At 33.7% G+C, this 26741-nt stretch carries 26 protein-coding genes and 2 other annotated features; of the genes, 20 read left to right on the top strand and 6 right to left on the bottom strand.

Features of this window, described 5'->3' with window-relative positions; translation table 11 throughout:
• Positions 1 to 2 precede the first annotated feature (2 nt).
• The 4 genes from DWY01_RS08720 to DWY01_RS08705 all read left to right on the top strand — a co-directional run bounded on the left by DWY01_RS08720 (position 3) and on the right by DWY01_RS08705 (position 2945).
• Positions 3 to 794, top strand: a complete 792-nt coding sequence (locus DWY01_RS08720) for a PTS sugar transporter subunit IIC (RefSeq protein WP_117570702.1) — start codon at positions 3 to 5, stop codon at positions 792 to 794.
• Entirely contained in the window at positions 784 to 1662 is an 879-nt protein-coding gene (locus tag DWY01_RS08715) for a PTS system mannose/fructose/sorbose family transporter subunit IID (protein WP_117995756.1), read from the top strand. Before DWY01_RS08720 ends, DWY01_RS08715 begins: the two co-directional genes overlap by 11 nt.
• 139 nt (positions 1663 to 1801) lie before the next feature.
• Positions 1802 to 2383, top strand: a complete 582-nt coding sequence (locus DWY01_RS08710) for a hypothetical protein (protein ID WP_117995755.1) — start codon at positions 1802 to 1804, stop codon at positions 2381 to 2383.
• A gap of 10 nt (positions 2384 to 2393) precedes the next feature.
• Positions 2394 to 2945: a hypothetical protein gene (locus DWY01_RS08705; RefSeq protein WP_117995754.1), complete on the top strand. Its 552-nt coding sequence runs from the start codon at positions 2394 to 2396 to the stop codon at positions 2943 to 2945.
• Positions 2946 to 3017: 72 nt separating this feature from the next.
• Here the strand turns inward: DWY01_RS08705 and DWY01_RS08700 are convergent, their stop codons facing one another.
• Positions 3018 to 4343 carry a class II D-tagatose-bisphosphate aldolase, non-catalytic subunit gene (locus tag DWY01_RS08700; protein WP_117995753.1) on the bottom strand — a complete coding sequence of 442 codons (1326 nt, stop codon included), beginning with the start codon at positions 4341 to 4343 and terminating at the stop codon, positions 3018 to 3020.
• Positions 4344 to 4530: 187 nt separating this feature from the next.
• On the opposite strand from DWY01_RS08700, the gene nagB reads away from it, so the two are divergent.
• From nagB to DWY01_RS08665, 7 genes are all read left to right on the top strand, one after another.
• Entirely contained in the window at positions 4531 to 5250 is a 720-nt protein-coding gene (gene nagB / locus DWY01_RS08695; protein WP_117995752.1) for a glucosamine-6-phosphate deaminase, read from the top strand.
• Positions 5251 to 5354: 104 nt separating this feature from the next.
• Positions 5355 to 6110 (top strand): class B sortase, encoded by a 756-nt coding sequence (gene srtB, locus DWY01_RS08690; RefSeq protein WP_117995751.1) that lies wholly within the window; start codon positions 5355 to 5357, stop codon positions 6108 to 6110.
• 29 nt (positions 6111 to 6139) lie between these two features.
• On the top strand, positions 6140 to 7222 hold the full coding sequence (gene murG / locus DWY01_RS08685; protein WP_117995750.1) for an undecaprenyldiphospho-muramoylpentapeptide beta-N-acetylglucosaminyltransferase: 1083 nt from the start codon (positions 6140 to 6142) through the stop codon (positions 7220 to 7222).
• 1 nt (position 7223) lies between these two features.
• Complete coding sequence (gene murB, locus DWY01_RS08680) at positions 7224 to 8123, top strand: UDP-N-acetylmuramate dehydrogenase (RefSeq protein ID WP_117995749.1); 900 nt, start codon at positions 7224 to 7226, stop codon at positions 8121 to 8123.
• Entirely contained in the window at positions 8117 to 9109 is a 993-nt protein-coding gene (locus tag DWY01_RS08675) for an OCRE domain-containing protein (protein ID WP_117995748.1), read from the top strand. Before murB ends, DWY01_RS08675 begins: the two co-directional genes overlap by 7 nt.
• A gap of 55 nt (positions 9110 to 9164) precedes the next feature.
• Positions 9165 to 9524, top strand: a complete 360-nt coding sequence (locus DWY01_RS08670; protein WP_117995747.1) for an Asp23/Gls24 family envelope stress response protein — start codon at positions 9165 to 9167, stop codon at positions 9522 to 9524.
• Positions 9525 to 9534: 10 nt separating this feature from the next.
• Complete coding sequence (locus DWY01_RS08665; protein WP_117995746.1) at positions 9535 to 11160, top strand: DAK2 domain-containing protein; 1626 nt, start codon at positions 9535 to 9537, stop codon at positions 11158 to 11160.
• Between the two features lie 380 nt (positions 11161 to 11540).
• Here the strand turns inward: DWY01_RS08665 and DWY01_RS08660 are convergent, their stop codons facing one another.
• Positions 11541 to 13277, bottom strand: a complete 1737-nt coding sequence (locus tag DWY01_RS08660) for a carbon starvation protein A (protein ID WP_117995745.1) — start codon at positions 13275 to 13277, stop codon at positions 11541 to 11543.
• A 65-nt stretch (positions 13278 to 13342) separates the two neighbouring features.
• Positions 13343 to 13562 (bottom strand) — a binding site (T-box leader).
• Positions 13563 to 13723: 161 nt separating this feature from the next.
• Between DWY01_RS08660 and DWY01_RS08655 the strand changes: the two genes are divergently transcribed.
• Complete coding sequence (locus tag DWY01_RS08655) at positions 13724 to 14470, top strand: metallophosphoesterase (protein WP_117995744.1); 747 nt, start codon at positions 13724 to 13726, stop codon at positions 14468 to 14470.
• 14 nt (positions 14471 to 14484) lie between these two features.
• Here the strand turns inward: DWY01_RS08655 and DWY01_RS08650 are convergent, their stop codons facing one another.
• The gene (locus DWY01_RS08650; RefSeq protein ID WP_117995743.1) at positions 14485 to 15444 is read right to left on the bottom strand and encodes an L-lactate dehydrogenase; all 960 of its coding nucleotides are present in this window, start codon (positions 15442 to 15444) and stop codon (positions 14485 to 14487) included.
• 74 nt (positions 15445 to 15518) lie between these two features.
• Positions 15519 to 16643, bottom strand: coding sequence for a S1C family serine protease (locus DWY01_RS08645; RefSeq protein ID WP_117995742.1), 1125 nt, complete (start codon positions 16641 to 16643; stop codon positions 15519 to 15521).
• A gap of 163 nt (positions 16644 to 16806) precedes the next feature.
• Here DWY01_RS08645 and DWY01_RS11670 point away from each other — a divergent pair, with 163 nt between their 5' ends.
• Together DWY01_RS11670 and DWY01_RS08635 are read left to right on the top strand one after the other, a co-directional pair.
• Positions 16807 to 18192, top strand: coding sequence for a neurofilament protein (locus DWY01_RS11670; protein WP_199519935.1), 1386 nt, complete (start codon positions 16807 to 16809; stop codon positions 18190 to 18192).
• A 76-nt stretch (positions 18193 to 18268) separates the two neighbouring features.
• Complete coding sequence (locus DWY01_RS08635; protein ID WP_117995741.1) at positions 18269 to 18526, top strand: hypothetical protein; 258 nt, start codon at positions 18269 to 18271, stop codon at positions 18524 to 18526.
• 17 nt (positions 18527 to 18543) lie between these two features.
• Here the strand turns inward: DWY01_RS08635 and DWY01_RS08630 are convergent, their stop codons facing one another.
• A complete protein-coding gene (locus DWY01_RS08630; protein WP_117995740.1) occupies positions 18544 to 19539 on the bottom strand; it encodes an isocitrate/isopropylmalate dehydrogenase family protein in 996 nt (331 codons plus the stop codon).
• Complete coding sequence (locus DWY01_RS08625; RefSeq protein ID WP_117995739.1) at positions 19536 to 20810, bottom strand: citrate synthase; 1275 nt, start codon at positions 20808 to 20810, stop codon at positions 19536 to 19538. The genes DWY01_RS08630 and DWY01_RS08625 overlap by 4 nt, the downstream gene beginning before the upstream one ends.
• 93 nt (positions 20811 to 20903) lie before the next feature.
• Between DWY01_RS08625 and DWY01_RS08620 the strand changes: the two genes are divergently transcribed.
• From DWY01_RS08620 to DWY01_RS08595, 6 genes are all read left to right on the top strand, one after another.
• The gene (locus tag DWY01_RS08620; RefSeq protein ID WP_117995738.1) at positions 20904 to 22820 is read left to right on the top strand and encodes an aconitate hydratase; all 1917 of its coding nucleotides are present in this window, start codon (positions 20904 to 20906) and stop codon (positions 22818 to 22820) included.
• A 74-nt stretch (positions 22821 to 22894) separates the two neighbouring features.
• Positions 22895 to 23791, top strand: a complete 897-nt coding sequence (locus tag DWY01_RS08615; RefSeq protein WP_117995737.1) for a cation transporter — start codon at positions 22895 to 22897, stop codon at positions 23789 to 23791.
• A 9-nt stretch (positions 23792 to 23800) separates the two neighbouring features.
• The gene (locus DWY01_RS08610) at positions 23801 to 24412 is read left to right on the top strand and encodes a CpXC domain-containing protein (protein WP_117995736.1); all 612 of its coding nucleotides are present in this window, start codon (positions 23801 to 23803) and stop codon (positions 24410 to 24412) included.
• Positions 24413 to 24420: 8 nt separating this feature from the next.
• Positions 24421 to 25149 (top strand): hypothetical protein, encoded by a 729-nt coding sequence (locus DWY01_RS08605; RefSeq protein ID WP_117995735.1) that lies wholly within the window; start codon positions 24421 to 24423, stop codon positions 25147 to 25149.
• A 53-nt stretch (positions 25150 to 25202) separates the two neighbouring features.
• Positions 25203 to 25410 (top strand) — a binding site (T-box leader).
• A gap of 32 nt (positions 25411 to 25442) precedes the next feature.
• Positions 25443 to 26546, top strand: coding sequence for an ATP phosphoribosyltransferase regulatory subunit (gene hisZ / locus DWY01_RS08600; protein WP_117995734.1), 1104 nt, complete (start codon positions 25443 to 25445; stop codon positions 26544 to 26546).
• A 2-nt stretch (positions 26547 to 26548) separates the two neighbouring features.
• On the top strand, positions 26549 to 26728 hold the full coding sequence (locus tag DWY01_RS08595; protein WP_243001995.1) for a hypothetical protein: 180 nt from the start codon (positions 26549 to 26551) through the stop codon (positions 26726 to 26728).
• The last annotated feature ends 13 nt before the right edge of the window (positions 26729 to 26741 follow it).

The following is a 26741-nucleotide window of genomic DNA, read 5'->3' as shown; positions in this document are numbered from 1 at the left end:
AAATGAATATTGTAGAAATTGTGTTATTGGCAATTGTAACATTCTTCTTTGCCATCGACCAATTCTCATTAACTGAAATCGTTTATCGTCCTATCATTGCTTGTCCAATTATTGGTGCAATCTTAGGTGATGTAAACACTGGCTTAGTTGTTGGTGGTACATATGAGTTAATGATGGTTGGTAACATGCCAGTTGGTGGAGCACAGCCTCCTAACGCTGTATTAGGATCAGTTGTTGCTATGATTTTCGCTGTTAAAGCAAAAATGGATATTAATGCTGCTTTAGGAGCTTGTATGATTTTCGCTACATTCGGACAATACGTTGTAACATTAACATTTACAATTATGTCTGGTTTAATGGCTAAAGCTGATAAAGCTGCTAATGAAGCTAACCCTAAAGGAATTACAGCTGTATGTAATACTTCTATGGCTATCTTAGGTACTTTATTTGCTGTAATCGCTATTTTAGCATATGTTGGTGGAACTGCTGCTTCTGGTGCTTTACAAAGCTTAAGTGAAAATGCAAGCTGGTTCATGGGTGGTTTAAGTGCTGCCGGTGGAATGATGCGTTTCGTAGGTTTCGCTGTATTGTTAAAGATTATGCTTTCTAACGACTTGTGGGGATGGTTACTAGGTGGTTTTGCAACTGCATTACTATTTGGTAACGTTGAAGCTACAGCTTCTGCTTGCTTGATCTTAGTTGCATTCATCGGTGTTGCAATCGCATTATTAGACTTCAAGATTACTTCTATTGAAACAAAAGCTGCGCAGGGAGGTGTAAGTGATGGAATCTAATGCAATGACTTCTTACAAGGATACTACTCCTGCTGCAAGATTAGATAAACAGACTTTAAATAAAATGGTATGGCGTTCTTGCCAATTACAGGCTGCATTCAACTATGAACGTATGCAATCTGCTGGTTGGTTATGGGCTATTTTACCAGGTTTGGAAAAAATCCACACAAATAAAGATGACTTAGCTGCATCTATGACTCACAACATGGATTTCCTTAATACTCACCCATTCTTCGTAACATTCGTTATGGGTATCGTATTATCAATGGAACAACAAAAAACTGATATTCAGACAATTCGTTCTGTACGTATCTCAACTGCTGCTCCATTAGGTGGTATTGGTGATGCATTGTTCTGGTATACATTAATTCCTATCACTGCTGGTTTAACTGCAAACATGGCTATTGATGGAAGCATCATGGGACCAATCTTATACTTCGTTATCGCATTCGGTGTTGAAATGGTATTACGTTATGCTTTAATGTACTGGTCATATAACTTAGGTTTAACTGCTGTTAAGATGATGACTGCTAACGCTAAAGCATTCACTCACGCTGCTAGTGTATTAGGTGTATTCGTTGTTGGTGCTTTAATTTCTAACTATGGTGGAGGAACTAAATTAGGTATCTCTATTGCTAATGGTGAAGGGGATCCAATCGTAATCCAAAACTACTTAAACATGATTTTACCTTGCTTAATCGCATTCGCATTCACTATGATGTGCTATGTATTGATTAAGAAGAAAAACTGGACTCCAGTAAAATGTATCGCATTATTCTTAGTAATCGGTATTGTTGGAGCTGCATTCGGAATCTGGGCAGGTTCATATACACCTCTAGTACCAGTTCCATGGTCAGTAGTTGCGTAGGCTAATCTAACGAAGTTAGAATATTTTCTCTCAAATATAAGGTTGTAACGGATTATATCCTTACAACCTTTAATTTTATTTTTAGCCCATTAAATATCATTTGATGGATTAAAAATGAAATTAAGGAGGTCTATATATTATGGCAGATAAAAAATATCCAGTACTTTATGCGACAAGTATAAAAGGTACTATTTTTAAACATTGTGGAATTTATAATACAATTTATTTTAATGTATATAATAATAAGGAACTTGAAGATAAACCTTATTATTTAGAATATATGGATGAGACACGAGAAGAAGTTTATAAGGCAATCCAGAATAAATTTACAATGTCTCAGCCGTTGAAAGTGACAAATGATCATAAAGTTTTCATTATCTTTAGAGGAAATATCGATATGCGTGATGTGAAGACTTTTTGTAAAATGATTCTTCAAGAATTAGAATATTTTACAGAAGGTCTTCACACAGCAGATTATGCTGAATTAGAAACAATGTTTATGGAGATTGGTCGTGCTCCAAGTTTTATGAAAGCTTCAAAAGTTGGAGAAAAGTTGACACAAACGGATATTCTTGACAAAATAATGGTACACATGGATGGTCATGATCAACCTCAAGATAATGGTTGCTTGACACCATATACGGATTATGTTGATTTTAAGGAAGAGGAGAAACGACAAAATCTAAAAAAAGAAGAATTAGAAAAAGTAGTAGAGTGGTAAGGAGATTTTTATGGCAGAAGGAAGAAAAACTAGACAAAAGCAACAAACGGATTTAAAGGGGAATGTATCTGGTTGGCATATTTATAAGGATGAGCGTGGAAGAGCTGTGTACTATGATGTATTTTCTAAAACAGGATATATTTTAGCTAATAATGAGCAAAGATATAAACAATTTAGCATGCGTTTTGTGATGGGGGCTATCGCGTTTATCTTAATTTTAATGTTTAATATGCCAATTTGGTTATGTCTTTTGGTTGGTGTTGTCGTTTATGCATTCTTAGAATTTAAGTTTAGACAATTCTTAAAAACATTGGTTCGTGTAGAGAACTTTAAATGTAATGAAAAAATGAAGAGTGAAGCATCAATCAAAACGTTGGAAACAAATAAAGTTATCTTGAAAATGGCTTTATTGTTTGCTTTGGCAATTTTGATTATTATTAATGCGAAGAATGAAAATTACCAAGGTTGGATGTTATATCTAAACTATGTGATTAGTGCATTGACATTTGTGTTTGCACTTTATCATGTCAAAGAATTGATTTCTAGAAAGAACAACGGATAAAAGGTCAAATGACCTTTTTTTCTTTTTAGGATAAACAAAAAGCGCATCATTTAAGATGCGCAATTTTTGGAATTAACGAACTAACTCTTCCTGGTGACTAGCGTAAGTATATTCTTCAATTGTATACATAACGCGAGCTTTGATTAAGTCTTCAGGTGTATTGTTTAATTTACCTTCACGTACCAAAGTATATTGGAAAGGCATGTATTGACTTAACAATGGTAATGGTACTGGATGTTCTTTAAGGTTTGCTAATAATTTAGCTAAAGCATTTTTAACATTTTCCTGAGGCAAATAGTAACGGCAGCGATCAGAGAAAGAATACTTACGTTTAAATGCGATTTCTTTTTCTGTTCCGTGATAATATGGAGCCCATTTAACAGGGTTAGCTAACATAGCTTTATCTAATTCTTCGCGGAAGTGACTAGTTTCAAATCCATAAACATTAGCTAGTTCTTCTTCAATCATGCATAATGAGAAGATTCCTTCACGAGCTGCATATGTAAGTCCTGGACCAACTTTTAAGATTCCAACACCATCTTCAACTAATTCACGCAATTTAAATTTTGTTTGATAGTCAGTTGAGTGACCTTCAAATACTAATTGATCAAATTCTTTAATGCTTGCCATTAAATCTTTTGCACGTTCTCTATCGTATTCTTCACATCCAGCGTCTTTTTCTTCAACACCAGGTTGTACAACGGCAGCAATAACGTGATTCCATGCATCTGTAATTCCTGCATCATCAAATGCCTTTTCAAATGTAGCAACTGTGTTTTTAAAATCTTCTGGTTTCGTAACTTGCATACCAGCATTTTCTTCTTGAGCACCACCTGGAATTGGAACTTCACTACCTACGATATATACTGGGTGAATAGCTTCAGGGTTTTCTTGAAGTAATTCTTGATAAGCTTCTTCACATACTTTAGCTAATGTCGCACCACGACGAGCGATTGTTTCATCACTTAAACGAGTGTTTGGATCATCATCTGCAACCTTCATGCTTGTATCAATATGAATTTTTGTGAATCCAGCTCGTACATAATCGTGTACTAAAGTTTTTGCGTATTCCATAGCTTCAGCTTCTGGTTTGTTGGAAACAGTTAATGGTCCTAAGTGGTCTCCACCTAAGAAAATACGATCACTTGATAAACCAGCTTCTTTTGCCTTTTCATGACAGAAGTTAAAGAAATCTTGAGGTGTCATTCCAGAATAACCACCATTTTGGTCTACCTGGTTAGCTGTAGATTCAATTAAAACGCATGAATCCTGTTTTTTTGCTGTTTCCATAGCAGCTTCGATAACGAACGCATTACTTGAACAACATGAATAAATAGCTACAGCTTGACCTTCTTTTTGTTTTTTTACAATATTTAATAATGGATTTTGTTTAGGCATTATATGTCCTCCTTAGCTGATTCCATTATACAGTATCTTTAACTTTTTTTCTTCTTTTTGAGTAAAAGTCAATTAAAAAGTGCAAATATTACTAATTTGTTAAAAATGACAAAAGGTTGACTAAAATGTTCATTTTATTTTGTAAGCGCTATGCTATAATGTTTAAAGAGATATGGAGGAGATAACGATGAAGGTTATTATTTGTAAAGATTATGATGAAATGTCAGCTAAGGCATTTGGAGTCATGAAAGAATTGTTGGATGCAAAAAAAGATGCAGTATTAGGATTAGCTACAGGATCAAGTCCAGTTGGATTATATAAGGAAATGATTCAATATCATAAAGATGGTTATAGCTATAAAGATATCAAATCTTATAACTTAGATGAATATGTGGGAATTGATCGTAAAGATCCTCAGTCATATTATACATTTATGTATGAAAACTTATTTAAAGATATTGATATCGATTTAAATAATACACATGTTCCTTATGGAAATACAGAGGCTGATTGCAAAGCTTATGAAGATGCTTTAAGTGAAGTGTCTATTGATTTACAAGTATTAGGTATTGGTCAAAATGGTCACATTGGATTCAATGAACCAGGAACACCATTTGAAGAATTGACACACATTGTTGATTTAACAGAAAATACTCGTGAAGCAAATGCTCGTTTCTTTGATAATGATATCAATAAAGTTCCAACACAAGCTATTTCAATGGGAATTGGAACAATTATGAAATCTAAAAAAGTTTTATTGGTAGCTAATGGAGAAAATAAAGCAGATGCTGTTAAAGCAATGATTGAAGGACCAATTGATACAGCATGTGCAGCCAGCGCTTTACAAAATCATGCGGATGTAGTTGTAGTATTAGACCAAGCAGCTGCCAGCAAATTAAGTAAATAATTATCTTAATTTATTGGATAGAGAATTCATTTCTCTATCCTTTTTTTTGATTGAATTGCTTCAAAAATTGTTAAGGGTTCGGTTTCGTGTTAAAATAATCTTGTATGAAAAAATGGATATATCGAATTTTACTTATTGTTTGTCTTGGTGTGTTTGGATACAGTGCTTATAACTTGTGGGATATTTATTCACAAAAACAGCAGGTAGAAACAGAGACAAAACAGTTAGAGGAAAAAGTAGTTAAGACAAAAAAAGAAGATAAAGAAATCAAGAATGTATTGCAACCTGATTGGACAACGCTAAAGAAACAGAATGCGAATATTATTGGATGGCTTTATGTTCCGGATTGTGAGATATCTTTTCCAGTTTTGCAGGCAAAAGATAATCAATATTATTTGAATCATACTGTAAATGGGGAATATAATCCTAGAGGATCTATCTTTTTAGATGCGAATGCAGATGCTCAATTTAAAAATGATAATTCAATTGTTTATGGACATTCAGTTGAAGGTGGAGGTATGTTTACTTTATTAAAGAATTATTGTGATGAACAATTCTTTAAAGAACATTCCGTTTTCTATTTGTTGACGCCTGAGGCAAATTATAAATGCAATGTTTTTACTTTTGCTAAGACAATTGAAGATAGTGTGTTTTATACAACTTCTTTTGGTGGGTCTAGACAAGAAACGATTGAATCGATGAAGGAATCTGCTACATATTTAAATGATTTAGTAAGTACAGAAGGTAATTTTATTTCTTTATCTACTTGTGATTTAGATTATGGCTTTGATTCAAATCACCGTTTTGTCTTAACAGGTCATCTGGAAAAGACAAGTGACGATGTTGTTTTGAAAGATTAATATATGTTATACTTTGTGAGGTTTTTAATATGAAAATTTGTTTTGTTACAGGGGGAACAGGAGGACATATTTATCCTGCTTTAGCATTAGCGGATAAAATGATGGAGCTTGATTCTTCAACGGAAATATTATTTATTGGAAATGATGATCGTATGGAAAAGGATTTGATTCCTCAAAATGGATATGCGTTCAAATCTTTACATACATCGGGATTAGTGGGAAATGCATTAAAAAAATGTATGGCTGTTTGTCAGATGTTAAAGGCACAAGTACAGGCAAAAAAATACTTAAAAGAATTTAAGCCAGACGTTGTGATTGGATTTGGAGGATATGTGAGTGCTCCTGTTATTATGGCAGCACATGCATTGGGAATTCATACGGTAATTCATGAACAAAACTCAATTGTGGGCAAGGCAAATCAGCTTGTAATGAAAAAAGTCGATGCGATTGTAACTTGTTATGAGAAATGTAATGAGGTTTTTCCAAAAGACAAAATTCATATGTTGGGAAATCCAAGAGCAACAATTGCGAAAGAAGCTAAATTTGATGAAGAATATTTTAAATCATTAGGATTGGATTTAGAAAAAAAGACAATCCTTATTGTCATGGGGTCTTTAGGCTCAAGTTCAGTAAATGAATTAATGAAGAGTGCTTTAAAGGGTGTTGATGACAATTTACAATTCTTGTATGTATGTGGAAAAGATAATTCTCAAGATTTGAATTTATTTGAAAACCAAAAGAACATTCATGTTGTTCCATATGTAGATACGTTACGTATATATGGACATGTTGATGGTATGGTTTGTCGTGCTGGGGCAACAACGCTTGCTGAGGTAACCGCTTTGGGTATTCCTTCCATTGTGATTCCAAGTCCGTATGTGGCAAATAATCACCAGTTTTATAATGCGAGCATGCTTTTAAGGCAACAGGCTTGTCGTATTATTGAAGAGAAGGATTTAAATGCGGAAACTTTGCAGGGGCAAATTGTTTCTCTATACGCAAATCCTATTGTTTATGAACAAACACATGAACATGCTTTGCAGATGGGTAAACCGAATGCAGCATATGATATTATAGATTTATTGAAAAATATATGTAAAAAGGGGAACTAATATGAGCATTAAGGATCGTTTAATGACGTATGCAGAAGTTTTAGAACATGAATCTATGAAAAAACATTCTACTTTTAGAATTGGTGGATGCGTAGATTATTATATATATCCTAAAAATTGTACAGCTTTGATGTGTGTACTAGAAATACTTGCACAGGAAAATATTCCATATTATGTACTTGGTCGAGGATCTAATATCTTGTGTTCAGACACAGATTTTCACGGTGCAATCATTAATTTAGATCGTACCTTGAATGACTTCTATTTTGAACCAGATGGAGTATTAGTTGCACAAGCGGGATGTTCTATTATAAATATGGCTACAGAAGCTATGAAAAGATCATTAACTGGTTTGGAATGGGCGAGTGGAATTCCAGGATCAATTGGTGGATGTCTTTACATGAATGCGGGTGCCTATAAGGATAATATCGCCAATCATCTAATTGATGTATGTGTATTGAAGGATAATACAATTTGTTGGATGAAAAAGGATGAATTGGATTATGCATATCGCCATTCAATTTTCCAATCACACAAAGATTGGACAATTTTAGTAGGACGTTTTAGATTAGATAAAGGAAATCAAAGTGATATTCGTGATTTGATGAATTCTAGACGTGAAAGAAGAATGAGTGCACAACCATTGGATAAACCATGTGCAGGAAGTGTATTCAGAAATCCAGAAGAAATTCCAGCATGGAAATTAATTGAAAATTTAGGTCTACGAGGCTATAAAATTGGTGGTGCAATGGTCAGTGAGAAGCACTGTAATTTTATTGTGAATGATGATATGACAGCTACAGCGCAGGATGTTCGTGATTTAATTCATGAAATTAAGCTAAGAGCAAAAAAAGAATACAATATTGACATGGTAACGGAAGTAGAGCAGTTCTATTGGTAAAAAAAAGAATAGAACTAACAATAAAACAAACTATTATCTGTAGTATTGTTTTGATGTTTTTTGTTAGTGCTTTTGTGTATTACTTTTCTACGGATTCCCATGTCAAGGTTTTAACATGTAAAAATAATTATTATTTGTCAGATAGTGAAGTTTATGATTTGGCAAATGTGAGTACAAAAACACGTATTTATTTAATGCCTTCAATTATATTAGAAAAAAGAGTGGAAAAAATGCCTTTTGTTCAATCTTGTAAGGTTTCTAAGAAAAATCGTAAGTTAACTTTCGAATTGCAGGAAAAATTGATTATAGGCTATTATGTCAAGAAGGATAAAAACTACGTATTGTGCCAAGATGGAACTTCTATCGAAATTGAAGAGCAATATTTGAATACAATTGTGCATTTTCCTCTGTTGTCTAACTTTAGTGCAAAGCAACGTAAGCTATTGTGTGAACAATTTCAAAAACATCGGAAGGTTTTAACACGGAATTTAATAGAAAAATTTGCGGAGATTGTTCCTTATAAAACAAGTTATGACAAAAATATGTTTAAGATCACGATGCAAGATGGAAATGTTGTGTATACGAATTTAAAAAGTATCAAGATGCTTTCTAAATATCAGAGTGTTTTAACAAAATTAAAGGGACAGTCTGTATGCCTTGTTTTGGATTCGACGCATTCGACAATTGAAAAAGTGAATTGTGATGATTTGAATCAAAAGAAAAAAGTGGAGAAAAAAGCAGAGAAAAAAGAGGATACATCGGAAAAGAAGGAAACGACTGAAGATAGCCAACAAGAAACGCAGATACAAGAAGAGCAGCCATCACAAACAGAGCCTGAAGATACATACGATGATCCTTATGCAGGTCTGGAATATGATGAGAATTTAGGCCTATATTATGATCCAAATACAGGATATTATATGGATGAAAATGGCACATATTATTATTGGGATGACCAATCACAAAGCTTTGTAGAAGCATATTAGGATTTGTGTTTATATTTTAACTAGAGTATAATTAATAAAAACAGGAGGTTTTATTATGCCTATTAATAAATCAACAGAGTACGGAAATATCGAGATTTCATTAGATGCGATTGCCAATTTAGCAGGTGGTGCAATTACTGAATGTTACGGTATTGTAGGTATGGCTAGTCAGAAAACATTAAAGGATGGCTGGGCAGAATTATTAAAAAAAGAAAACTATGCTCGTGGTGTCGTTGTAACACAAGATGAAACGGGTTTAGTTTTGAATCTTTATATTATTGCATTACAAGGAATTAAATTGAGTGAAGTTGTCTATGAGGCACAGAAGCGTGTTAAATATGTTTTAGAGAAAACTTTGGAAGTAAAATGTAACGCTGTAAACATTTATGTTCAAGGTGTTCGTGCGATTAAGTAGGGGTTAAGAGATGGAAAGAATTAATGGTGTATTATTTAAACAGATGCTTGAATCGGGAATGAATAATTTATCAAATCATTCTGCTGAAATTGATGCATTGAATGTTTTCCCTGTACCGGATGGTGATACAGGTACGAATATGCATTTAACAGTATCTAATGGTGTAAAGGAAGCACTTAAAACAAATTCGGATTCAGTAAAGGATATTGCGAAAACATTATCTCGTGGTTTATTAATGGGAGCACGTGGTAACTCTGGTGTTATTACTTCACAGATTTTCAGAGGAATCTATCAAGCTGTTGAAGATTTAGATGATATGGATGCAGCTCAATTAGCACATGCTTTAGTTAATGGAAGTCGTGTAGCTTATCGTGCTGTTATGCGTCCAGTTGAAGGAACAATTTTAACTGTAGTTCGTGAAGCAGCAGACTATACATATGCATATACTACGACAGAAGAAGTTACGGATTGTATGGATGTCATGAAGAAGATGGTTGATGAAGCCAATGCTTCTTTACAAAGAACACCAGAATTATTACCGGTACTTGCAGAAGTTGGTGTTGTTGATAGTGGTGGAAAAGGCCTTTGTGTGATTTTAGAAGGCTTTTTAGCAGCTATGGAAGGACATCCAGTTCAACTTGAAGGTGCGAAAGCAGCTGGTGAAAGTGCACAAGCTAAAGTAGAGGGTGGAGAAGAAGAGTATGGATTCTGTACAGAATTTATATTGAAATTATCTGAAAATGGTATTCGTCATTTTTCTGAAGCAAGCTTTAAAGATGAATTAGCAACAATTGGTAATTCGATTGTTTGTGTACAAGATGAAGATTTAGTCAAAGTACATGTTCATACATTAGAACCATTTACAGCTATTAAGATGGGACGTCGTCAGGGTCGTTTTATTAAATTGAAAGTTGAAAACATGCAGGAACAGCATGACAATATTATTGAAAAAGAAGAAGAGGAAAAAATGGCAGAACACAAGAAATATGCCATTATTACCGTAGCTCCTGGAGATGGAATTAAAAAGATGTTCACTGAACTTAGAGCTGATATTGTTGTTGGTGGTGGACAAACAATGAATCCTAGTACAGAAGATTTTGTTTCAGCTGTTGAAAAGTTGAATGCAGATCATATTTTCATTTTGCCGAACAACTCAAATATTGTTTTAGCTGCTAGTCAGGCTGCGCAGGTATGCTCAGATCAAGATATTCATGTACTACCAAGTAAAACAATTCCACAAGGATTAAGTGCTTGTGTTATGTTTAATCCAGATGTTGAATTGGAAGATAATTTAGCTGAAATGAATGAAGCTATCGAAAATGTTAAATCTGGTGAAGTGACTTATGCGATTAAAGATACAACATATGATGGTCTTGAAATCAAAAAAGATGAATATATGGGTATTTTTGGAAAAGATATTTGCGTATCGTGTCCAGATTGCATGGAAGCAACAAAAAAATTGTTGGATAAAATGTTAGACGAAGATAGCGAACTTGTTACTTTGATTTATGGTGATACAGCAACTGAAGAACAGGCTGAAGAAATTGCTGCTTATATCGAAGATAACAGTGATGCAGAAGTTGAAATCCATGAAGGGAATCAACCTGTTTACTCATTTATTATTGGTGTTGAATAAGGGTCAGTGAAAACTGATCCTTTTATTTTTGGCTTAAATTGATTAGTTTTTATATATTAAGAAATTGGTTTTGGAGAAGATGAATTTGGAAAAAATGATTTGATTATCTGGATTTTGAATTTTGTTGGCATGACAAAACAGACTATTTTATAAATAGCCTTGTTTAGGATAGAACTCTTATTGGTTATATTCTTCTTTTATACATTCGAATCATTTCATCAATGCATCTTTTTCTATATGTTCTGTCATTCTTTGAGTTCACTAAAGGATTGTATGTATAGGTATACTGCATAGTGGCTTTACATTTACATTGAATTGGATCTCTGTTAAAAAAATTATATAAGTGAAAGAAAAGACCGCTTGATGCGGTCTTGATTGTTTTATGCGTTTTGTTCTTGTTCTTGAAGCTTTGCCTTTTCAACAGGTTGAACCAATTTCTTTCCAGAACCAATGAAGATCATCAATCCTAATGCCATTAGTAGAACAGCGAAGAATAATTGTAATCCGTCTGTCATAAATGCGAATCCACCAGTTACGAATAATTTTAAGCAGATGTTGTATACTGACATTCCTAAGCTTGTCATTGTAACAACTAACATCATAATCATTGGTACATATAACATGTATCCTTTACGTCCTGTAACTTTTAAGAATACAGATAATGAAACTAATACCATAGCTGCTAATAATTGGTTAGCACTGCCGAATAATGGCCAGATATTTAAGTATCCACCTAAGCTTAATAGGTAACCACCAGCTAAAGTGATTAGGGTAGCTACATATTTGTTTGTTAAGAAGCGAACAACGATATTTGTTTCAGCATCTTCATTTACTTCAAATAATTCTTGGAATGATAAACGTCCGATACGTGCAACAGCATCTAATGATGTTAATGCTAAAGCAGAAACGAACATTGTCATGATGCATAGACCCCATTCTTGAGGGAATCCAAATTGTGAAATCAATCCAGTAACACCAACTGAGAATTTGATGAATGGTGTTGCAGTATCAGCAAATGCCATTGAAGATAATGTTTCATTTAATACACCTTTGCTAGCTAAGCTAGTTAAAGATCCAACAACTACGATTACCAAAACAGCTAATAAAGATTCAAGTAACATACTTCCGTATCCAACTTGTAACATATCGCTTTCATTGCGGATTTGTTTAGAACTTGTTTCACTAGATACAAGTGAGTGGAATCCACTAACAGCACCACAAGCTACAGTAACGAATAATGTAGGGAAGATATAGCTTCCAGTTGCAGATTTAAATCCAGTGAATGCAGGTGATGTGATTGTAGGGTTTGATACGAATACACCAACAACTGCAGCAACGATCATTCCGATGAATAAGAATGTAGTCAAATAGTCACGTGGTTGTTTTAATACCCAGATAGGTGTAACACTTGCAAAGAAGATATAAACGAATACTAGATATACCCATGTTTGTTTAGTGAAGTAAACAGGGAATGCGATTCCTAATGCTAACATTGCAACGATTAATGCAATACCTAGAACAGCTTGTTTCCATCCAGAAAGTCCTGTTTTCTTTAAGAAGAAACCAAATGCGATAGCAACAAATACATATAGAATTGTAATTGAACTAGCAGCTCCACTTGGTAATGATTGTGCACCGGCAGCGTTGTATCCGTTTAATGATCCTGCAACCATGTCGGCAAATGCAGCAATAACTAATAATGTAAATAACCAGCAGAATAAGAAGAATAATTTACGTCCTGTTTTACCAATGTATGTTTCTATGATTTGTCCCATTGATTTACCGTGGGATTTAACAGATGCGTATAGAGCCCCAAAATCTTGTACGGCACCGAAGAAGATTCCTCCGACCATTACCCATAAAAATGCAGGTAACCATCCAAATACCATTGCAAGTACTGGACCTGTGACTGGACCAGCTCCAGCAATTGATGAGAATTGGTGTCCAAATACTTCCCATTTATTACTTGGAACATAATCAACTCCATCTTCCTTTTCATAAGCGGGTGTCTTAGCTTTTGGATCAATCCCCCATGTTTTAACTAAATAGCGTCCATAAACTAAGTAAGCCGTAAGCAATAATGCAGCAGCGATAGCTAATAATAATAGACCATTCATAAATAACTTTCCTCCCTTAAAACTTTCTATCCAAATATTCAAATAATAAAAAAAAGACTTCGTCTATCTAAGACGAAATCTAATACTATTCCGCGGTACCACTTAGTTTGCAACATCGTTGTTGCCACTTAGAACTTCTTAACGCGAAGGACGAATCATCTTACTATAAGTTCAAATGATTGGCTCACAAGTGATAGCTCTAAGGGCCGTTGTTATCATTTCACCAATTTTGATACTCTCTTAAACCGGGCTTGCTTAAAGTCGTGTCTTGTTCATAGCTTTGAATATTTGTGGTTGTATAATAAAACAAAATGAAAAATATGTCAATAAAAATGTAACAAAATGTAAATTGATATTTTCACAATTTACATTAATTACAATCATCGTTAGATTGTTAACTTTTGAACGTGTGTGCTATAATATTGAATTATGCTGGAGGAAGACAGATGATTTATATAACTGGCGATATTCATAGAGAGCAAGATATTCATAAAATTAATCCGAGAGAGTTTACTGTTGGAAATACTTTAACGGAAAATGATTATGTTATTATATGTGGCGATTTTGGTTGTGTTTATGATGGTAGTACAGGAGATAATTTTTGGTTAAAATGGTTAGATTCACTTCCATGGAATACGTTGTTTGTGGATGGAAATCATGAGAATTTTGATGTATTAAATACATATCCTGTTGAAGAGTATAAGGGTGGGAAAGTACATCGTATTCGCTCGAAAATATTTCATTTGATGCGAGGAGAAGTGTTTAATATCGATGGTTATAAATTCTTTACGATGGGTGGAGGATTTTCACACGATGTTGCTTATCGTACAGAACATAAAAATTGGTGGAAAGATGAAATTTGTACGATTGAAGAAGCTAAACATGCATTTGAAACATTAGAGAAAAATAATTGGGAAGTTGATTATATATTGTCACATGATATATATTCTTCACATCCATTAGCTCATAAATATGAAACGGATATGAGTCTGTATGGAGATGATTATTATGATTTGCATGATTGTTTAGAAACGATAGAAAAGAAGACAGAATATAAAATCTGGTTTAGTGGACATTATCATGATGATTTGATTTATTATTCCGATTCAAATAAGCCTTGTTTGACTTTATTTGATAAAGTTCTTTTATTAGATAATATTGATGAAGAAATGAAAAACCTGACTAAGCTTTAGCCAGGTTTTGTTTTTTATAGGATATCTTGTAAATTTTCTTCGATTGTACTTTTTAATGTGTCAAATGAATGATCGAATCTTTGCTGATCATTTTCATTTAAGTGTAAACAAACAACTTGTTCAACACCATTTGATCCTACAACACTTGGTGTACCAATAAAGTATCCTTCTTTACCATATTCTCCACTTTGATATGCAGATACTGGAAGGATTGCTCGTTCATTATTTAAAATACATGAAACGATACGTTTTAATGCTAAACCAATACCATAATAAGTAGCACGTTTTAATTCGATGATTTTATAAGCTTTGTCACGTACATCAATGTAGATTTCTTGTAATTCACTTAAAGAAATATTATTTTCATCTAAGTATTCTAGTAAATTTTTACATCCAATATATGAATGAATCCAAGGAACGAAACTTGAATCTCCGTGCTCACCCATGATATATGCGTGGATATTGCTGTCGGCAAATCCTAATCTTTCGCTTAATGCATGACGTAAACGAGCTGTATCTAATACAGTACCTGAACCAATAACGTGGTTTTTAGGTAATCCACTTTCCTTCCAAGCTACATAAGTCATGATGTCTACAGGGTTATTTGCGACAACTAAGATACCATTAAAATTATTTTCCTTTAATGCTTTACAAACGCCCTTTGTGATATTGGCGTTGATCTTAACTAGATCAAGACGAGTTTGTCCTGGTTTTTGGGCAGCACCAGCTGTTAAGACAACGATGTTAGTATCGGCAGCATCTGCGTATGTACCGGCACTAATTTTCATTTTAGTGTCTGCATAAACTAGACCATCATTTAGGTCCATTTGTTCTCCTCTTGCTTTGTCTTCATTTACATCGACCAAAACAAGTTCATCGATTCCCTTTTCTGAAAGCATAGAATAGGCAAAACTCATACCGACAAATCCAGTACCTACCAGCATGATTTTTCTTTTTTTAATTTTTTCAGACATAAACTTAAACCTCTTTCTTATTTTTATATTACTATTATAGGTTAGTTTAAACTAAAAAGCCAGTGTTCACTGGCTTAATTTGACTGAGTTTGTGCTTGTAGTGTAATTTCAACCGTGATTTCTTTGGAATTTCTTTCGACAACCATTTTCACAGTATCGCCAATTTTATGCTTTTTTAAGATTCCTTTAACATCACTAGTTGTTTGGATTTTCTGTCCATCAAAATTTATGATACGATCATTTTGTTTAAGTCCGGCCTTATCAGCAGCACCATTTTTAACAACCTGCACGATGTAGCAACCATCCTCATATTTAGAATTAGAACTTTGATTATTAGAAGTATAATCATATAAGCTTACATTTAAAGCGGGTCTAGATGTTACACTTCCATTTTGCATTAGCTCTGTGATGACATCTTTTGCAGGTGTGATGGGAATTGCGAATCCTAAACCCTCAATTCCTGTAGAGCTTTCTTTTGCGTTCACAATGCCGATTAAATTACCATCTGCATTAAATAATCCACCACCAGAGTTTCCTGGATTAATGGCTGCATCTGTTTGTAGAAGTGTCATGGTTTCGTTATCAATAGTAATTTGTCGATCAGTAGCTGAAATAATGCCTGTTGTAACTGTTCCACCAAGTTCACCTAGGGGATTGCCAATTGCGATAGCAGGATCTCCTACTTGTAGAATATCACTATCTCCAAATGTAGCAGCTTGTAAGTTATCGGCATCAATTTTTATTACGGCTAAATCTGTTTGAGAATCTTTACCTACGATATTTGCATCATATTCTGATCCATCGGTTGTAGTGACTTTAAGTCTTGTTGCATCACTTACGACATGATTGTTTGTGACAATATATCCATCTGTGCTGATAATAACTCCACTTCCTGCACCTTGAGAGACATATTGACCAAATATGGAATTTCCACTTGATACAGATTCTGTGGTAATTTCAACAACGCTATCCTTACATTTTTCAACAATGTCAGATACATCTGATACTTGAATTGTACCTTTATTCGATTTTGTGGTCTGTTGCTGAATAGTGACATTGGCTTTGTTAGATAATTGACTTCCCGCAAAACCAGAGCCAAAACCAACAACTCCCGAAATGAGAACGATACCAATTGTGGTTAGAATTTTATTGTGTACTGGGACATAGGTTTTTGACCTAAATTCAGGTGGTGTCTGCATAAGTTATCCTCCTTATTTTAATTTTATTTTATATTCAGTAGTATACACTATTCTAAACGAATTGTGATGAATCAAATATATCTTTTTGTATATACAAATTTTGGAATATTAACATTCAGTGTTATAATACCTTTATAGAAAGCACGTTTAAGGGAGGTTTCGTATGCCAGCAAAAACGACAAAAAAAGTTACAGATAAAAAAGTAGTTGCTCCAGTTAAAAAAGTTGAAGAAAAGAAGGTTGAAGTAAAAGAAGCTTCAGCTAAAAAAACTGCAACAAAGAAAGTAGAAGCAAAGCCAGTTGAAGAAAAGAAAGCTCCAGCTAAAAAGACAGCTACAAAGAAAGTAGAAGAAAAGCCAGTTGAAGAAAAGAAAGCTCCAGCTAAAAAGACAGCTACAAAGAAAGTAGGAGAAAAGCCAGTTGAAGAAAAAAAAGCTCCAGCTAAAAAGACAGCTACAAAGAAAGTAGAAGAAAAACCAGCTGAAGAAAAGAAAGCACCAGCTAAAAAGACAACTGCAAAGAAAGTAGAAGAAAAGCCAGCTGAAGAAAAGAAGGTTGAAGTAAAGAAAGCTCCAGCTAAAAAGACAGCTGCAAAGAAAGCAGAGGAAAAAACTGCTGAAGAAAAGAAAGCACCAGCTAAAAAGACTGCAACAAAAAAAGCACCAGCTAAAAAAGCAGCTGCTAAGAAAACAACAGTTAAAAAGACAACTACTAAGAAGGCTACAACTAAGAAAATGACAAAGGAAGAACAATACGCTAAGTTATCAGTAGATACATGCTTTGATTTGGCAAAGGCAATGTCAATGGATGTGACTCGTGATTCAATTATTCAACAATTGGTTTTAAATCCAGATGTAAAATCAGTGGCACAGGATTTAGTCAATAAATATCAAATAAAAGGTAAATTTAAATTTGAAGAAGATGGCTATGATGAAGATTTAGTTGAAGTTTTAGTATCGAAAGTGTATGCAACTGCAGATATCAAGCCTCAAAAAGCAGAAGACTTACAAGCAGATGTAGACCATGCTTTAAATTATAAATATACGGATGTAGTAGCAGATGGAGAAGAATATAAATCTCAATTTGATACAATGCGTAAAGTGTTGATGATTGCTCAGCACAAGGATATTCATGATTCAAAGAAATTAGATGAGGAAATTGGTATTGATGTTGAAAAATTCGTAGAAGAATTTATGGATCTTGCGTATAGTGTATTAAAAACATGGAAATATGAAGATGTGGATTATTATGAACACTTCATTTATGCTGTATTATCGCAATTAGAAGATTTACACAACACATATAGAAATCGTATTATGATGGATGTGGCTGATTTATACATCTTACACGGTGATTATGGATTAGGTGATGCGGATTATGGATATATCTTAAGAGAAAATCAAATTAAAGATTATATTTATTATCGTTATGCTTCTATTTATGAAGGTGTTGACAAGGATAAGGCAAAACAAATCGCTAATCAAGCTTTACAGTTTGTAGATGATCGTTTTACTTATTATCCAAACATTATTGCCGTTTTAGAAGGTTAATAAGGAATCTGCTTGATTTTTAAAGGTGTTTTGCATATGATATACATTGCGAATACTTTTAATCAAGGAGGATACAATGGCAACTTCAAAAATTCCTGTGTGGGTTAAACAATGCCTTGATCAATATGGTAACTGTGCATGTGGACGTGCCATTACTAAAAAAATTGGTAAGGATAATCTTTTGCAGATTCTTGAAAATGAAGGATATCCATGTGAATTGGAAATCTTAAGTGATCAAAAAGACAAAAGTGCATATCCAAAAGATGGAACATATATTTTAACATTAAAAAATCGCCAACCATTATTGGCTGACGAGGATGAAGACGAAGACTAAGAGCTTCGTCTTTTCTTTTATAAATTTTTGATGATTTCATCAGTAAATGCATCGGTAGTCGCATTTCCACCAAGATCAGGTGTTAATACTGTATGTTCATCAAATGTTTTATTTAAAGCATTTCGTATTTTGTTTGAAACATCTTCTTGATGTAGATCGTCTAACATCATACAAGCCGATAAAAGCAATGCACTAGGATTTGCGATGTGTTTACCAGCAATATCTGGAGCACTTCCATGAACAGCTTCATACATTGCATAATCATCTCCCTTATTGCAGCTTGGAAGTAGTCCTAAGCCACCAATCAAACCGCTTGTTAGATCTGAGACAATATCACCATATAGATTTGGCATTACCATAACATCAAATTGTTCTGGACGCATGACCAATTGCATACAAGTGTTATCTACGATTAATGAGTTTGCTTCAATTTGAGGATATTCCTTGGCAATATCTTCAAAAATATGAAGAAATAAACCATCGCTCATTTTTAGAATATTCGCTTTATGCACACAAGTTAATTTCTTACGATTATGTTTTACACAATATTCAAAGGCAGCTCTGATAATTCTTGTGCTTGCTTTTTTTGTGATGATTTTATAAGCATACACTGTATTTTCATCAACTTGTTCTTCTTTACCAACATAAAGATCTTCTGTATTTTCTCTAAAAGTGACAATATCTACATTATCAAATCGAGTAGGAATACATGGATTTGACTTTGCTGGACGTATATTAGCCCATAAATCATATTTGTTACGTAATGTTACATTTAAAGAACGAAATCCCTTTCCAACTGGTGTTGTGATTGGACTCTTTAACAAGATTTTATTCTTTTCAAATGACGCAAAGGCATCTTCTGGAATATATTCTCCAGTTTCATCATATACCTTTGCCCCAACATTAAAAACTTCGTAATCTAAATCTGCATTTGCGGCATTTAATACTTTAATTACAGCATCGGTAATTTCAGGACCGATGCCATCTCCTTTAAAAACAGTTATTGTAGTCATTCCACTTCCTCCATTTCTCCTACATACACATTAGCTGGTCGAATTAGTTTTCGATTTGACTGTCTGTTTTCCAAATGATGACTTACCCAGCCTGCAGTACGACTTATCGCAAATAAAGGGGTAAATAAGTCGTTTTTGATACCTAATAGAGAATATACATAGCCTGAATAATAATCTACATTGGCACAAACATCGATACCTTTTCTTTCCTTCATCACCTCAACCGCAACTTTTTCAAAAGTATGTATACAATTGTATATGTCTTCTTGACCTTTTGCCTTTGCCAAGGTTGCGCATTGTTGTTGAATCAAAAGACAGCGAGGATCACTTTTTGTGTATATCGCATGACCAATACCATAAATAAGTCCACTGTGATCAAAAAAATCTTTGTCTAATAGACGATTCGCAATCTTTTTCAATGTAGTTTTATCGGTCGTAAATCCAACCTCATGAAATATTGCTTTAAACATATTGGTTACTTTACAGTTGGCACCTCCATGCTTAGGTCCTTTTAAAGAACCAATGGCAGCTGATATACAAGAATAAATATCAGTTCCTGTACTAGAAATAACGACATTCGCAAATGTGGAGTTATTTCCACCACCATGATCAGCATGAACCATTAATAATGTATCCATGATTTTTGCTTCTTCATATGTATATTGATCATTGCCTCTGGCCATGCATAAGATATTTTCAGCTAGACTACGATCTGGATATGGATATGCTTTAAATACTTTATTGCAGGCATAAGAAAAAGTGAAAAGAGGAATAGAAGCTAGAATGTTCAATCCTTTTATCATTCGCTCTTCTAAATCATCCGTATCTGCACTTGGATCTTTGGCGTACAGTTTTAATACTTCAATTTGAAGAGCATTTAAAATGTTGGGCGTTTCATACTGTAAATCAACTGGCCCCATTTTAAAGTTTAATAAATAGTCTCTAAATTCTTTTAGCTGTTGAGACGTAGGTAAAGAACCGAAAATCAATAAATAAGCGGTTTCTTCAAATCCACAAATTTTCTCTTTGGATTGTTTATTTACTAAATAGTTGATAGGATAGCCCCTAAAAATTAATTGTCCATCGATGTTGTATTTCTTTTCATGAATAATTTTATATCCGATAACATCACAAATTTTTGTTAATCCGACCTTTACCCCTGTACCATTATCGTTTCTAAGCCCAGCTTTTACGCGATATCTTGAGTATAAGGAAGGATCAATAAAGTTGTGTTCTTCATTGTCTTGATAAATCTCTTTTAGTGATTTCACAAATGAAACCTCCTTTCATATGTTTCATATTATAACAGAAATCTTTCATTTTGTTACATTTTTTGTTATAATTCGAAACGGAGGATGTTGTCTATGCAAAATTTAACATATAAGATTCTAGAAAAACATTTATTAAACGGGAAGTTAGAAGCGGGTCAACCGATTGAAATTAAAATGGATCAGACTTTAACACAGGATGCTACAGGAACAATGGCTTATATGCAATTTGAAGCTATGGGAGTAAAGAAAGTTAAAACAGAATTATCTGTAAGTTATGTAGATCATAATACTTTACAAAATGGTTTTATGAATGCAGATGATCATGCATATCTTCAAAGTGTTGCCAGCAAGCATGGTATTTATTTTTCTAAAGCAGGAAATGGAATTTGTCATCAAGTCCACTTGGAACGTTTTGCTAAGCCAGGAAAGACATTGATTGGTTCGGATTCACATACACCTACATCTTCAGCTATGGGATGTATCGCAATTGGAGCCGGTGGATTGGATGTTGCGAAAGCTATGGCAGGAATTGGCTATCGACTAACATGTCCAAAGGTAGTCGAAGTAAAATTAACAGGAAGCTTGAATCATGGAGTTTCAAGTAAAGATATTATTTTAAAATTATTAGAGTTATTAAGTGTAAAAGGCGGAGTTGGAAAAGTCTTTGAATATACGGGCGAAGGTGTAAAACAATTGAGCGTATATCAAAGAGCCACAATCACAAATATGGGAGCGGAATTAGGTGCAACGACATCTATTTTCCCAAGCGATGAAGTAACGCATGAATTCTTGAAGCGTCAACAACGAGAAGAAGATTATACTCCATTAAGTGCAGATGAGGGTTGTCAATATGATGAAACGGTTGAAATTGATTTAAATACACTTGTACCTTTAGTTGCTTGTCCGAACTCACCTGACGCTGTAAAGCGAGTATCAGAAATGGCAGGCATGAAGGTAGATCAGGTTGCGATTGGATCATGTACAAATTCAGGTTATGAAGATTTAATGAAAGCAGCCGCTATTTTAAAAGGTAAAAAAATTGCTTCTAATGTAAGTTTAGTTGTATCTCCTGGATCTAGACAAGTGTTAATGAAATTAATTGAGAATGGTACTTTAGCAACATTTGTAGCTTGTGGAGCAAGAATTCTAGAATGTACATGTGGTCCATGCATTGGTATGGGACAAAGTCCTAAAAGTGATGCTGTAAGCTTACGTACATTTAACCGTAATTTCTATGGGCGTAGTGGAACATTAAGCGCAGGCATTTACTTAGTTTCACCAGAAGTTGCGGCTGCCAGTGCAATCACAGGAATTCTTACAGATCTATCAACATTGGATTATGAAGATAACTTTGAGAAAGAAAAAAGCTATATTGATGATTCGTTGATTTATTCTCCAAGCAAAAATCCAGATTGTGTTGAAATTGTTCGAGGACCTAATATCAAACCATTGCCAGTGAATACTCCAATGGATAAGACAATCGATAAAAAAGTAGTTATTAAATTACCTGACAACATCACAACGGATGATATTGCTCCAGCAGGTGCTAAGGTTTTACCTTATCGTTCAAATATTGAAAAATTATCTACTTTTGTATTTGAAAACAATAAGCCACACTTCGATGAAGTTTGTAAAGAGAATAATGGAGGTATTATTGTTGCAGGAGAAAACTATGGACAAGGCTCTAGTAGAGAACATGCAGCACTTGCACCAATGTATTTAGGTGTAAAAGCTGTTCTTACAAAATCATTTGCACGTATTCATTTGGCTAACTTAGTTAACTTTGGTTTGTTGCCAATCGTATTTGACGATAAATCTGATTATGATAAGATTGACGAGATGGATGAATTAAAAATTGAAAATGTGAAATCTCTATATGACTCTTTTGATTTGACAGTTGAAAACATCACAAAAAATCAAACATACAAAGTTCATGCACCAATCAGTAAGGAAGATATTGATATTCTGATGGCTGGTGGAGCTTTAAATTATATTCGTAATCAACAATAATATGTTAAAGGAACGTTTATATAAGTAACGTTCCTTTTTCTTATGGTATAATACTCGAGAAATAAGGTGAAAAAATGAAAGAGAAACAAGAACAAATTGTAATGCGAATTTCTTTTTGGTCAGGTGTGCTATTTGCGTTGGCAGAACTTGTTATGGCAATTTTTTCTAAATCTCAGTCTGTTTTGGCAGATACAGTTTATGATTCGACAGAACTCGCTGTAATTGGATTAACTATTTATATTATTCCCTTGTTCTATAAGCCAGTAACTGAAAAACATCCATTTGGATATGCACAATTGGAAAGTATTTTGATTTTGTTGAAAGGATTTATGTTTATAGCAGTTATGATGGCTTTAATCATGAATAATGTTCAAATCATGATGAATGGTGGTAATGAAGTAAATCATATGCAGGTCTCTATGTTTGAAACGATATTAACATGTTTTTCTGCATTGATTTTATTGATTTTAATGCGAATCAATAAAAAAGTAACATCGCCTACCGTGGATGTAGAAATATATGGATGGAAAATTGATGTGTTTTCGAGTGTCGGTGTTTCAATTGCGTTTTTCTTATCTTCTTTTTTAGTTCATACACCACTCTCGTTTATTTCTCCATACTTTGATCAAATTGTAGCTATTGTGCTTGCCTTAGGTATGATGAAAGAACCTATTCAAATGATTGGAGAAAGCTTTCGTAGTTTGATGTTATTGAGTCCGGATGAAAAAGAAGTTTTAAAGATTAAGGAAATTGCAGCTTCTATACTAGATAACTATCCGTATGACCCTGTTTTTTATGATATAACAACAACAGGAAGAAAAATGTGGATATCTATCTATTTCACAACCCGAATTGATACCATGTCTTTTACGGAGCTGGAAGTGGCTAATCAAGAGCTAAAGTTGGCTCTACAAAAAGAGTATGAGGATTGTTTTGTGGAACTTGTTCCTAATGTATATGCGAATAAATAGGAGGATTTTATGGAAAAAAATATCGCACTAGTATGCCCTGAATGTAATGAGAAGTTTAATGCATATATATATACATCTATAAATGTTCAATTGGATAAAGAAATGAAAAACAAGGTTTTAAGTGGGAAACTATTTGATATGGAATGTACACATTGTCATGCTAAATTCCATATTCCATATCCAGTTTTATATCATGATATGGAAAAGAAATTGTTGATTCAATTTACTGAAGAAAAAGATTTAGAACCCGTAAAAACAATATTAAAAAATGCGAATGTAGGTGAAGACTATACTGTTCGTATTGTTGATAATGAACGTGACTGGATTGAAAAGATTTTGATTTCAGACAGTGGCTTGGATGATCGTATCATGGAGCTTTATAAGCTGCTTGTGCTTTCACAATATGAAGACGCAGATAATGTGAGTGGGTTGTATTATTGGAATATTCAAAATTTTGAAAATCCACATTATGTTATTGTGCTGGACGAAAAGAAGAGTGATAAAATGCATTTTATGCCATTTCATTTAGAAGTTTATAAACAGGTTGAAGAAGTGTTTTTATCCGATATCAAACAGGACTATATTGTCGATGCAAACTGGGCAGTCGCAAATACAAAGTAGGTGAAACGATGCTTGAAAGTATTCATGCTTGTGTAGATCTTTTACATGTGGGATATCGCGTAAAAGAACATTATGATCCCATTATTTTAAATGTATATCATTGTTTAAAAATGGAGAGGTTGAACGATGATCAATATATGCTGCATATTGATAGTGTATTGAATAAAAGTATTCATGATTTAACAGAAACAGAGGTTTATACATATATTACATATGTATTTGAAAAAGAAAACTATGTACCGAACTTTTTAAAAAGTACAATTGAATCTGGGATATTTAAAGAATTGCTGCTTCACTATTTATCCTTAAAAGAGTCGGATACTTTACAATGTATGAAATTAAATCGAAATCTTTTAAGCAAATGGCATTATGCGAGTGTCTCTGAAGAGGTGGCACAAAATTTAACCATCAGCGCTAGTGGAAGGGTGTACCTAACAAGATATGTAATGTCAAAAGAGGGAATCAAAGCACTAAAAACACAACAAGCCTCAATTTCTAAGGAAGGTGCATATGCGATTTTAAATGCGATCAATAATTTGGATTTAGAATCAAAAGAAGTAGAAGAAAATGGCTGGCAACTGAGAATGTATAAAAGTGTTGGTGGAAAGAATCGACTTGTAAAAACGATTGTACATGATACAAAGAATCCAAATGGATTAAATGACTATATTCGCTCTATTGTTCCATTTGAACATTTATTTGTCTTTGGGGGCTCTTATTATTCGTGGGAGAAATAATGTAAAAACTTACAATTTATATTGACAAATATTTTCATAAAGACTATATTGGTTTCAAAGCAATGAAAAGAAATAGTAAAATGGTACTGCTTTAAGAGACTTTCTGGTTGGTGCAAAGAAAGAGTAAGGCTATTTGAACACGTCTTCGAGCTGTAAAGATGAAATAGAGTAGTTTTTAACGTATTCCTGGCGTTATCAGGTTTGAGGCTATGATTTAGTAAAATAAGGTGGAACCACGTAAGTTAAACTTTCGTCCTTTGGGCGGAAGTTTTTTTGTTTATTAGGAGGCTCTTATGCAACAGATACAATTACCACAGGGAATGAAAGATACAATTTTAACTGAGTGTGAAAAGAAAAAATATTTACAAAATACATTAGAAGAAATATTTGATTCTTTTGGATATGAAGAAATCATCACACCAACAATTGAATATTATGAGACATATGAAAATGCGTTTAAAAGTATTCAATCGACAGATATGTATAAGTTTTTTGATGAAAATGGAAGAATTTTAACTTTAAGAATGGATATGACGGTTCCAATTGCCCGTGTATGCGCATCTAAATTTAAAGATTCAAAACCACCATTTCGTTTTCGCTATACTTCAAATGTATTTAAGGTTCGTCAAAAATTTGCAGGTAAACGCAGTGAAGTTACTGATTGTGGAATTGAATTGATTGGCTTGGACTCTAAAAGTGACGTGCAAGTTTTAGCTTGTGCACTTGAGGTGATGAAGAATTTTAAAAACTACACTCTTGAAATTGGAAATGTACAATTTTTTCAGGCAGCATGTAAAGTTGTTCGCTTAAGCCAGGAAGAAATTAGTACATTGGCTGATTTGATTGATAAAAAGAGTATGGTTGATTTAAAAGTGTATTTAGATTCATTGTATTTAAGTGAAAAAATCGTGGATTTCTTTATGCATTTACCGTTCCTTTGTGGCGATGTAAAAATTTTAGATAAGGCATATGCATATTGTTTTGATGATTCATTAAAACAAGTCCTAGACTCAATGAAAGAATGTATTCAATCCTTGGATGTATTGGGCTATTTGGAAAATGTGACAATCGATTTAGGTAAAGTAGCGCATCTGGATTATTACACTGGAATTATTTTTGAAGGGTATGTTTCCGGTGTAGGAACGAGCGTTTTGAGTGGAGGAAGATACGATTGTTTATTGAAAAAATTTGGTCGAGACCTTCCTGCATGTGGCTTTAGTGTCAAACTCGATCCACTAATTGATCAAGTGGATGTAAAACTAAGAAAAAAATATAAGCTGTATTATCCAGAAGACAAACAAATTGAAGCTATGAAACAAGCAATGCAGCTACGTAAAGAGGGAAGTGCAGTGCTTGAACCTTCCTTGAATGATTCTATTTATGTTGAGGAGGTCTAACTATGAGTTTATCAATTGCACTGACAAAAGGTCGTCTAGAAAAGCAAACTGTAGCCATGTTAGAGGAACTAGGATATGGAATTGAGGCTTTAAAAGATAAAGGACGTGCCTTAGTATTTAAAGATTCTATAGAAGATCAGACTGTTGACAAAGTGACTGTCGACAGTCTTTTTAAAATCTGATAGAATATCTGTG

Origin of the sequence: Eubacterium sp. AF22-8LB (assembly GCF_003458715.1) — a bacterium.
In the GTDB taxonomy this organism is placed as follows: Bacteria; Bacillota_I; Bacilli_A; order Erysipelotrichales; family Erysipelotrichaceae; genus Holdemanella.
This window is presented reverse-complemented; position numbering and strand designations above follow the sequence as displayed.

Bases quoted from the DNA above. Each gene is read 5' to 3' on its own strand.
- DWY01_RS08595 (WP_243001995.1), top strand. From the start codon at position 26,549: ATGAGTTTATCAATTGCACTGACAAAAGGTCGTCTAGAAAAGCAAACT.
- DWY01_RS08620 (WP_117995738.1), top strand. From the start codon at position 20,904: ATGCAAAATTTAACATATAAGATTCTAGAAAAACATTTATTAAACGGG.
- hisZ (WP_117995734.1), top strand. From the start codon at position 25,443: ATGCAACAGATACAATTACCACAGGGAATGAAAGATACAATTTTAACT.
- DWY01_RS08665 (WP_117995746.1), top strand. From the start codon at position 9,535: ATGGAAAGAATTAATGGTGTATTATTTAAACAGATGCTTGAATCGGGA.
- DWY01_RS08715 (WP_117995756.1), top strand. From the start codon at position 784: ATGGAATCTAATGCAATGACTTCTTACAAGGATACTACTCCTGCTGCA.
- DWY01_RS08615 (WP_117995737.1), top strand. From the start codon at position 22,895: ATGAAAGAGAAACAAGAACAAATTGTAATGCGAATTTCTTTTTGGTCA.
- nagB (WP_117995752.1), top strand. From the start codon at position 4,531: ATGAAGGTTATTATTTGTAAAGATTATGATGAAATGTCAGCTAAGGCA.
- DWY01_RS11670 (WP_199519935.1), top strand. From the start codon at position 16,807: ATGCCAGCAAAAACGACAAAAAAAGTTACAGATAAAAAAGTAGTTGCT.
- DWY01_RS08670 (WP_117995747.1), top strand. From the start codon at position 9,165: ATGCCTATTAATAAATCAACAGAGTACGGAAATATCGAGATTTCATTA.
- DWY01_RS08645 (WP_117995742.1), bottom strand. From the start codon at position 16,643: ATGCAGACACCACCTGAATTTAGGTCAAAAACCTATGTCCCAGTACAC.
- DWY01_RS08610 (WP_117995736.1), top strand. From the start codon at position 23,801: ATGGAAAAAAATATCGCACTAGTATGCCCTGAATGTAATGAGAAGTTT.
- DWY01_RS08635 (WP_117995741.1), top strand. From the start codon at position 18,269: ATGGCAACTTCAAAAATTCCTGTGTGGGTTAAACAATGCCTTGATCAA.
- DWY01_RS08630 (WP_117995740.1), bottom strand. From the start codon at position 19,539: ATGACTACAATAACTGTTTTTAAAGGAGATGGCATCGGTCCTGAAATT.
- DWY01_RS08655 (WP_117995744.1), top strand. From the start codon at position 13,724: ATGATTTATATAACTGGCGATATTCATAGAGAGCAAGATATTCATAAA.
- murB (WP_117995749.1), top strand. From the start codon at position 7,224: ATGAGCATTAAGGATCGTTTAATGACGTATGCAGAAGTTTTAGAACAT.
- srtB (WP_117995751.1), top strand. From the start codon at position 5,355: ATGAAAAAATGGATATATCGAATTTTACTTATTGTTTGTCTTGGTGTG.
- DWY01_RS08720 (WP_117570702.1), top strand. From the start codon at position 3: ATGAATATTGTAGAAATTGTGTTATTGGCAATTGTAACATTCTTCTTT.
- DWY01_RS08605 (WP_117995735.1), top strand. From the start codon at position 24,421: ATGCTTGAAAGTATTCATGCTTGTGTAGATCTTTTACATGTGGGATAT.
- DWY01_RS08700 (WP_117995753.1), bottom strand. From the start codon at position 4,343: ATGCCTAAACAAAATCCATTATTAAATATTGTAAAAAAACAAAAAGAA.
- DWY01_RS08660 (WP_117995745.1), bottom strand. From the start codon at position 13,277: ATGAATGGTCTATTATTATTAGCTATCGCTGCTGCATTATTGCTTACG.
- murG (WP_117995750.1), top strand. From the start codon at position 6,140: ATGAAAATTTGTTTTGTTACAGGGGGAACAGGAGGACATATTTATCCT.
- DWY01_RS08650 (WP_117995743.1), bottom strand. From the start codon at position 15,444: ATGTCTGAAAAAATTAAAAAAAGAAAAATCATGCTGGTAGGTACTGGA.
- DWY01_RS08710 (WP_117995755.1), top strand. From the start codon at position 1,802: ATGGCAGATAAAAAATATCCAGTACTTTATGCGACAAGTATAAAAGGT.
- DWY01_RS08705 (WP_117995754.1), top strand. From the start codon at position 2,394: ATGGCAGAAGGAAGAAAAACTAGACAAAAGCAACAAACGGATTTAAAG.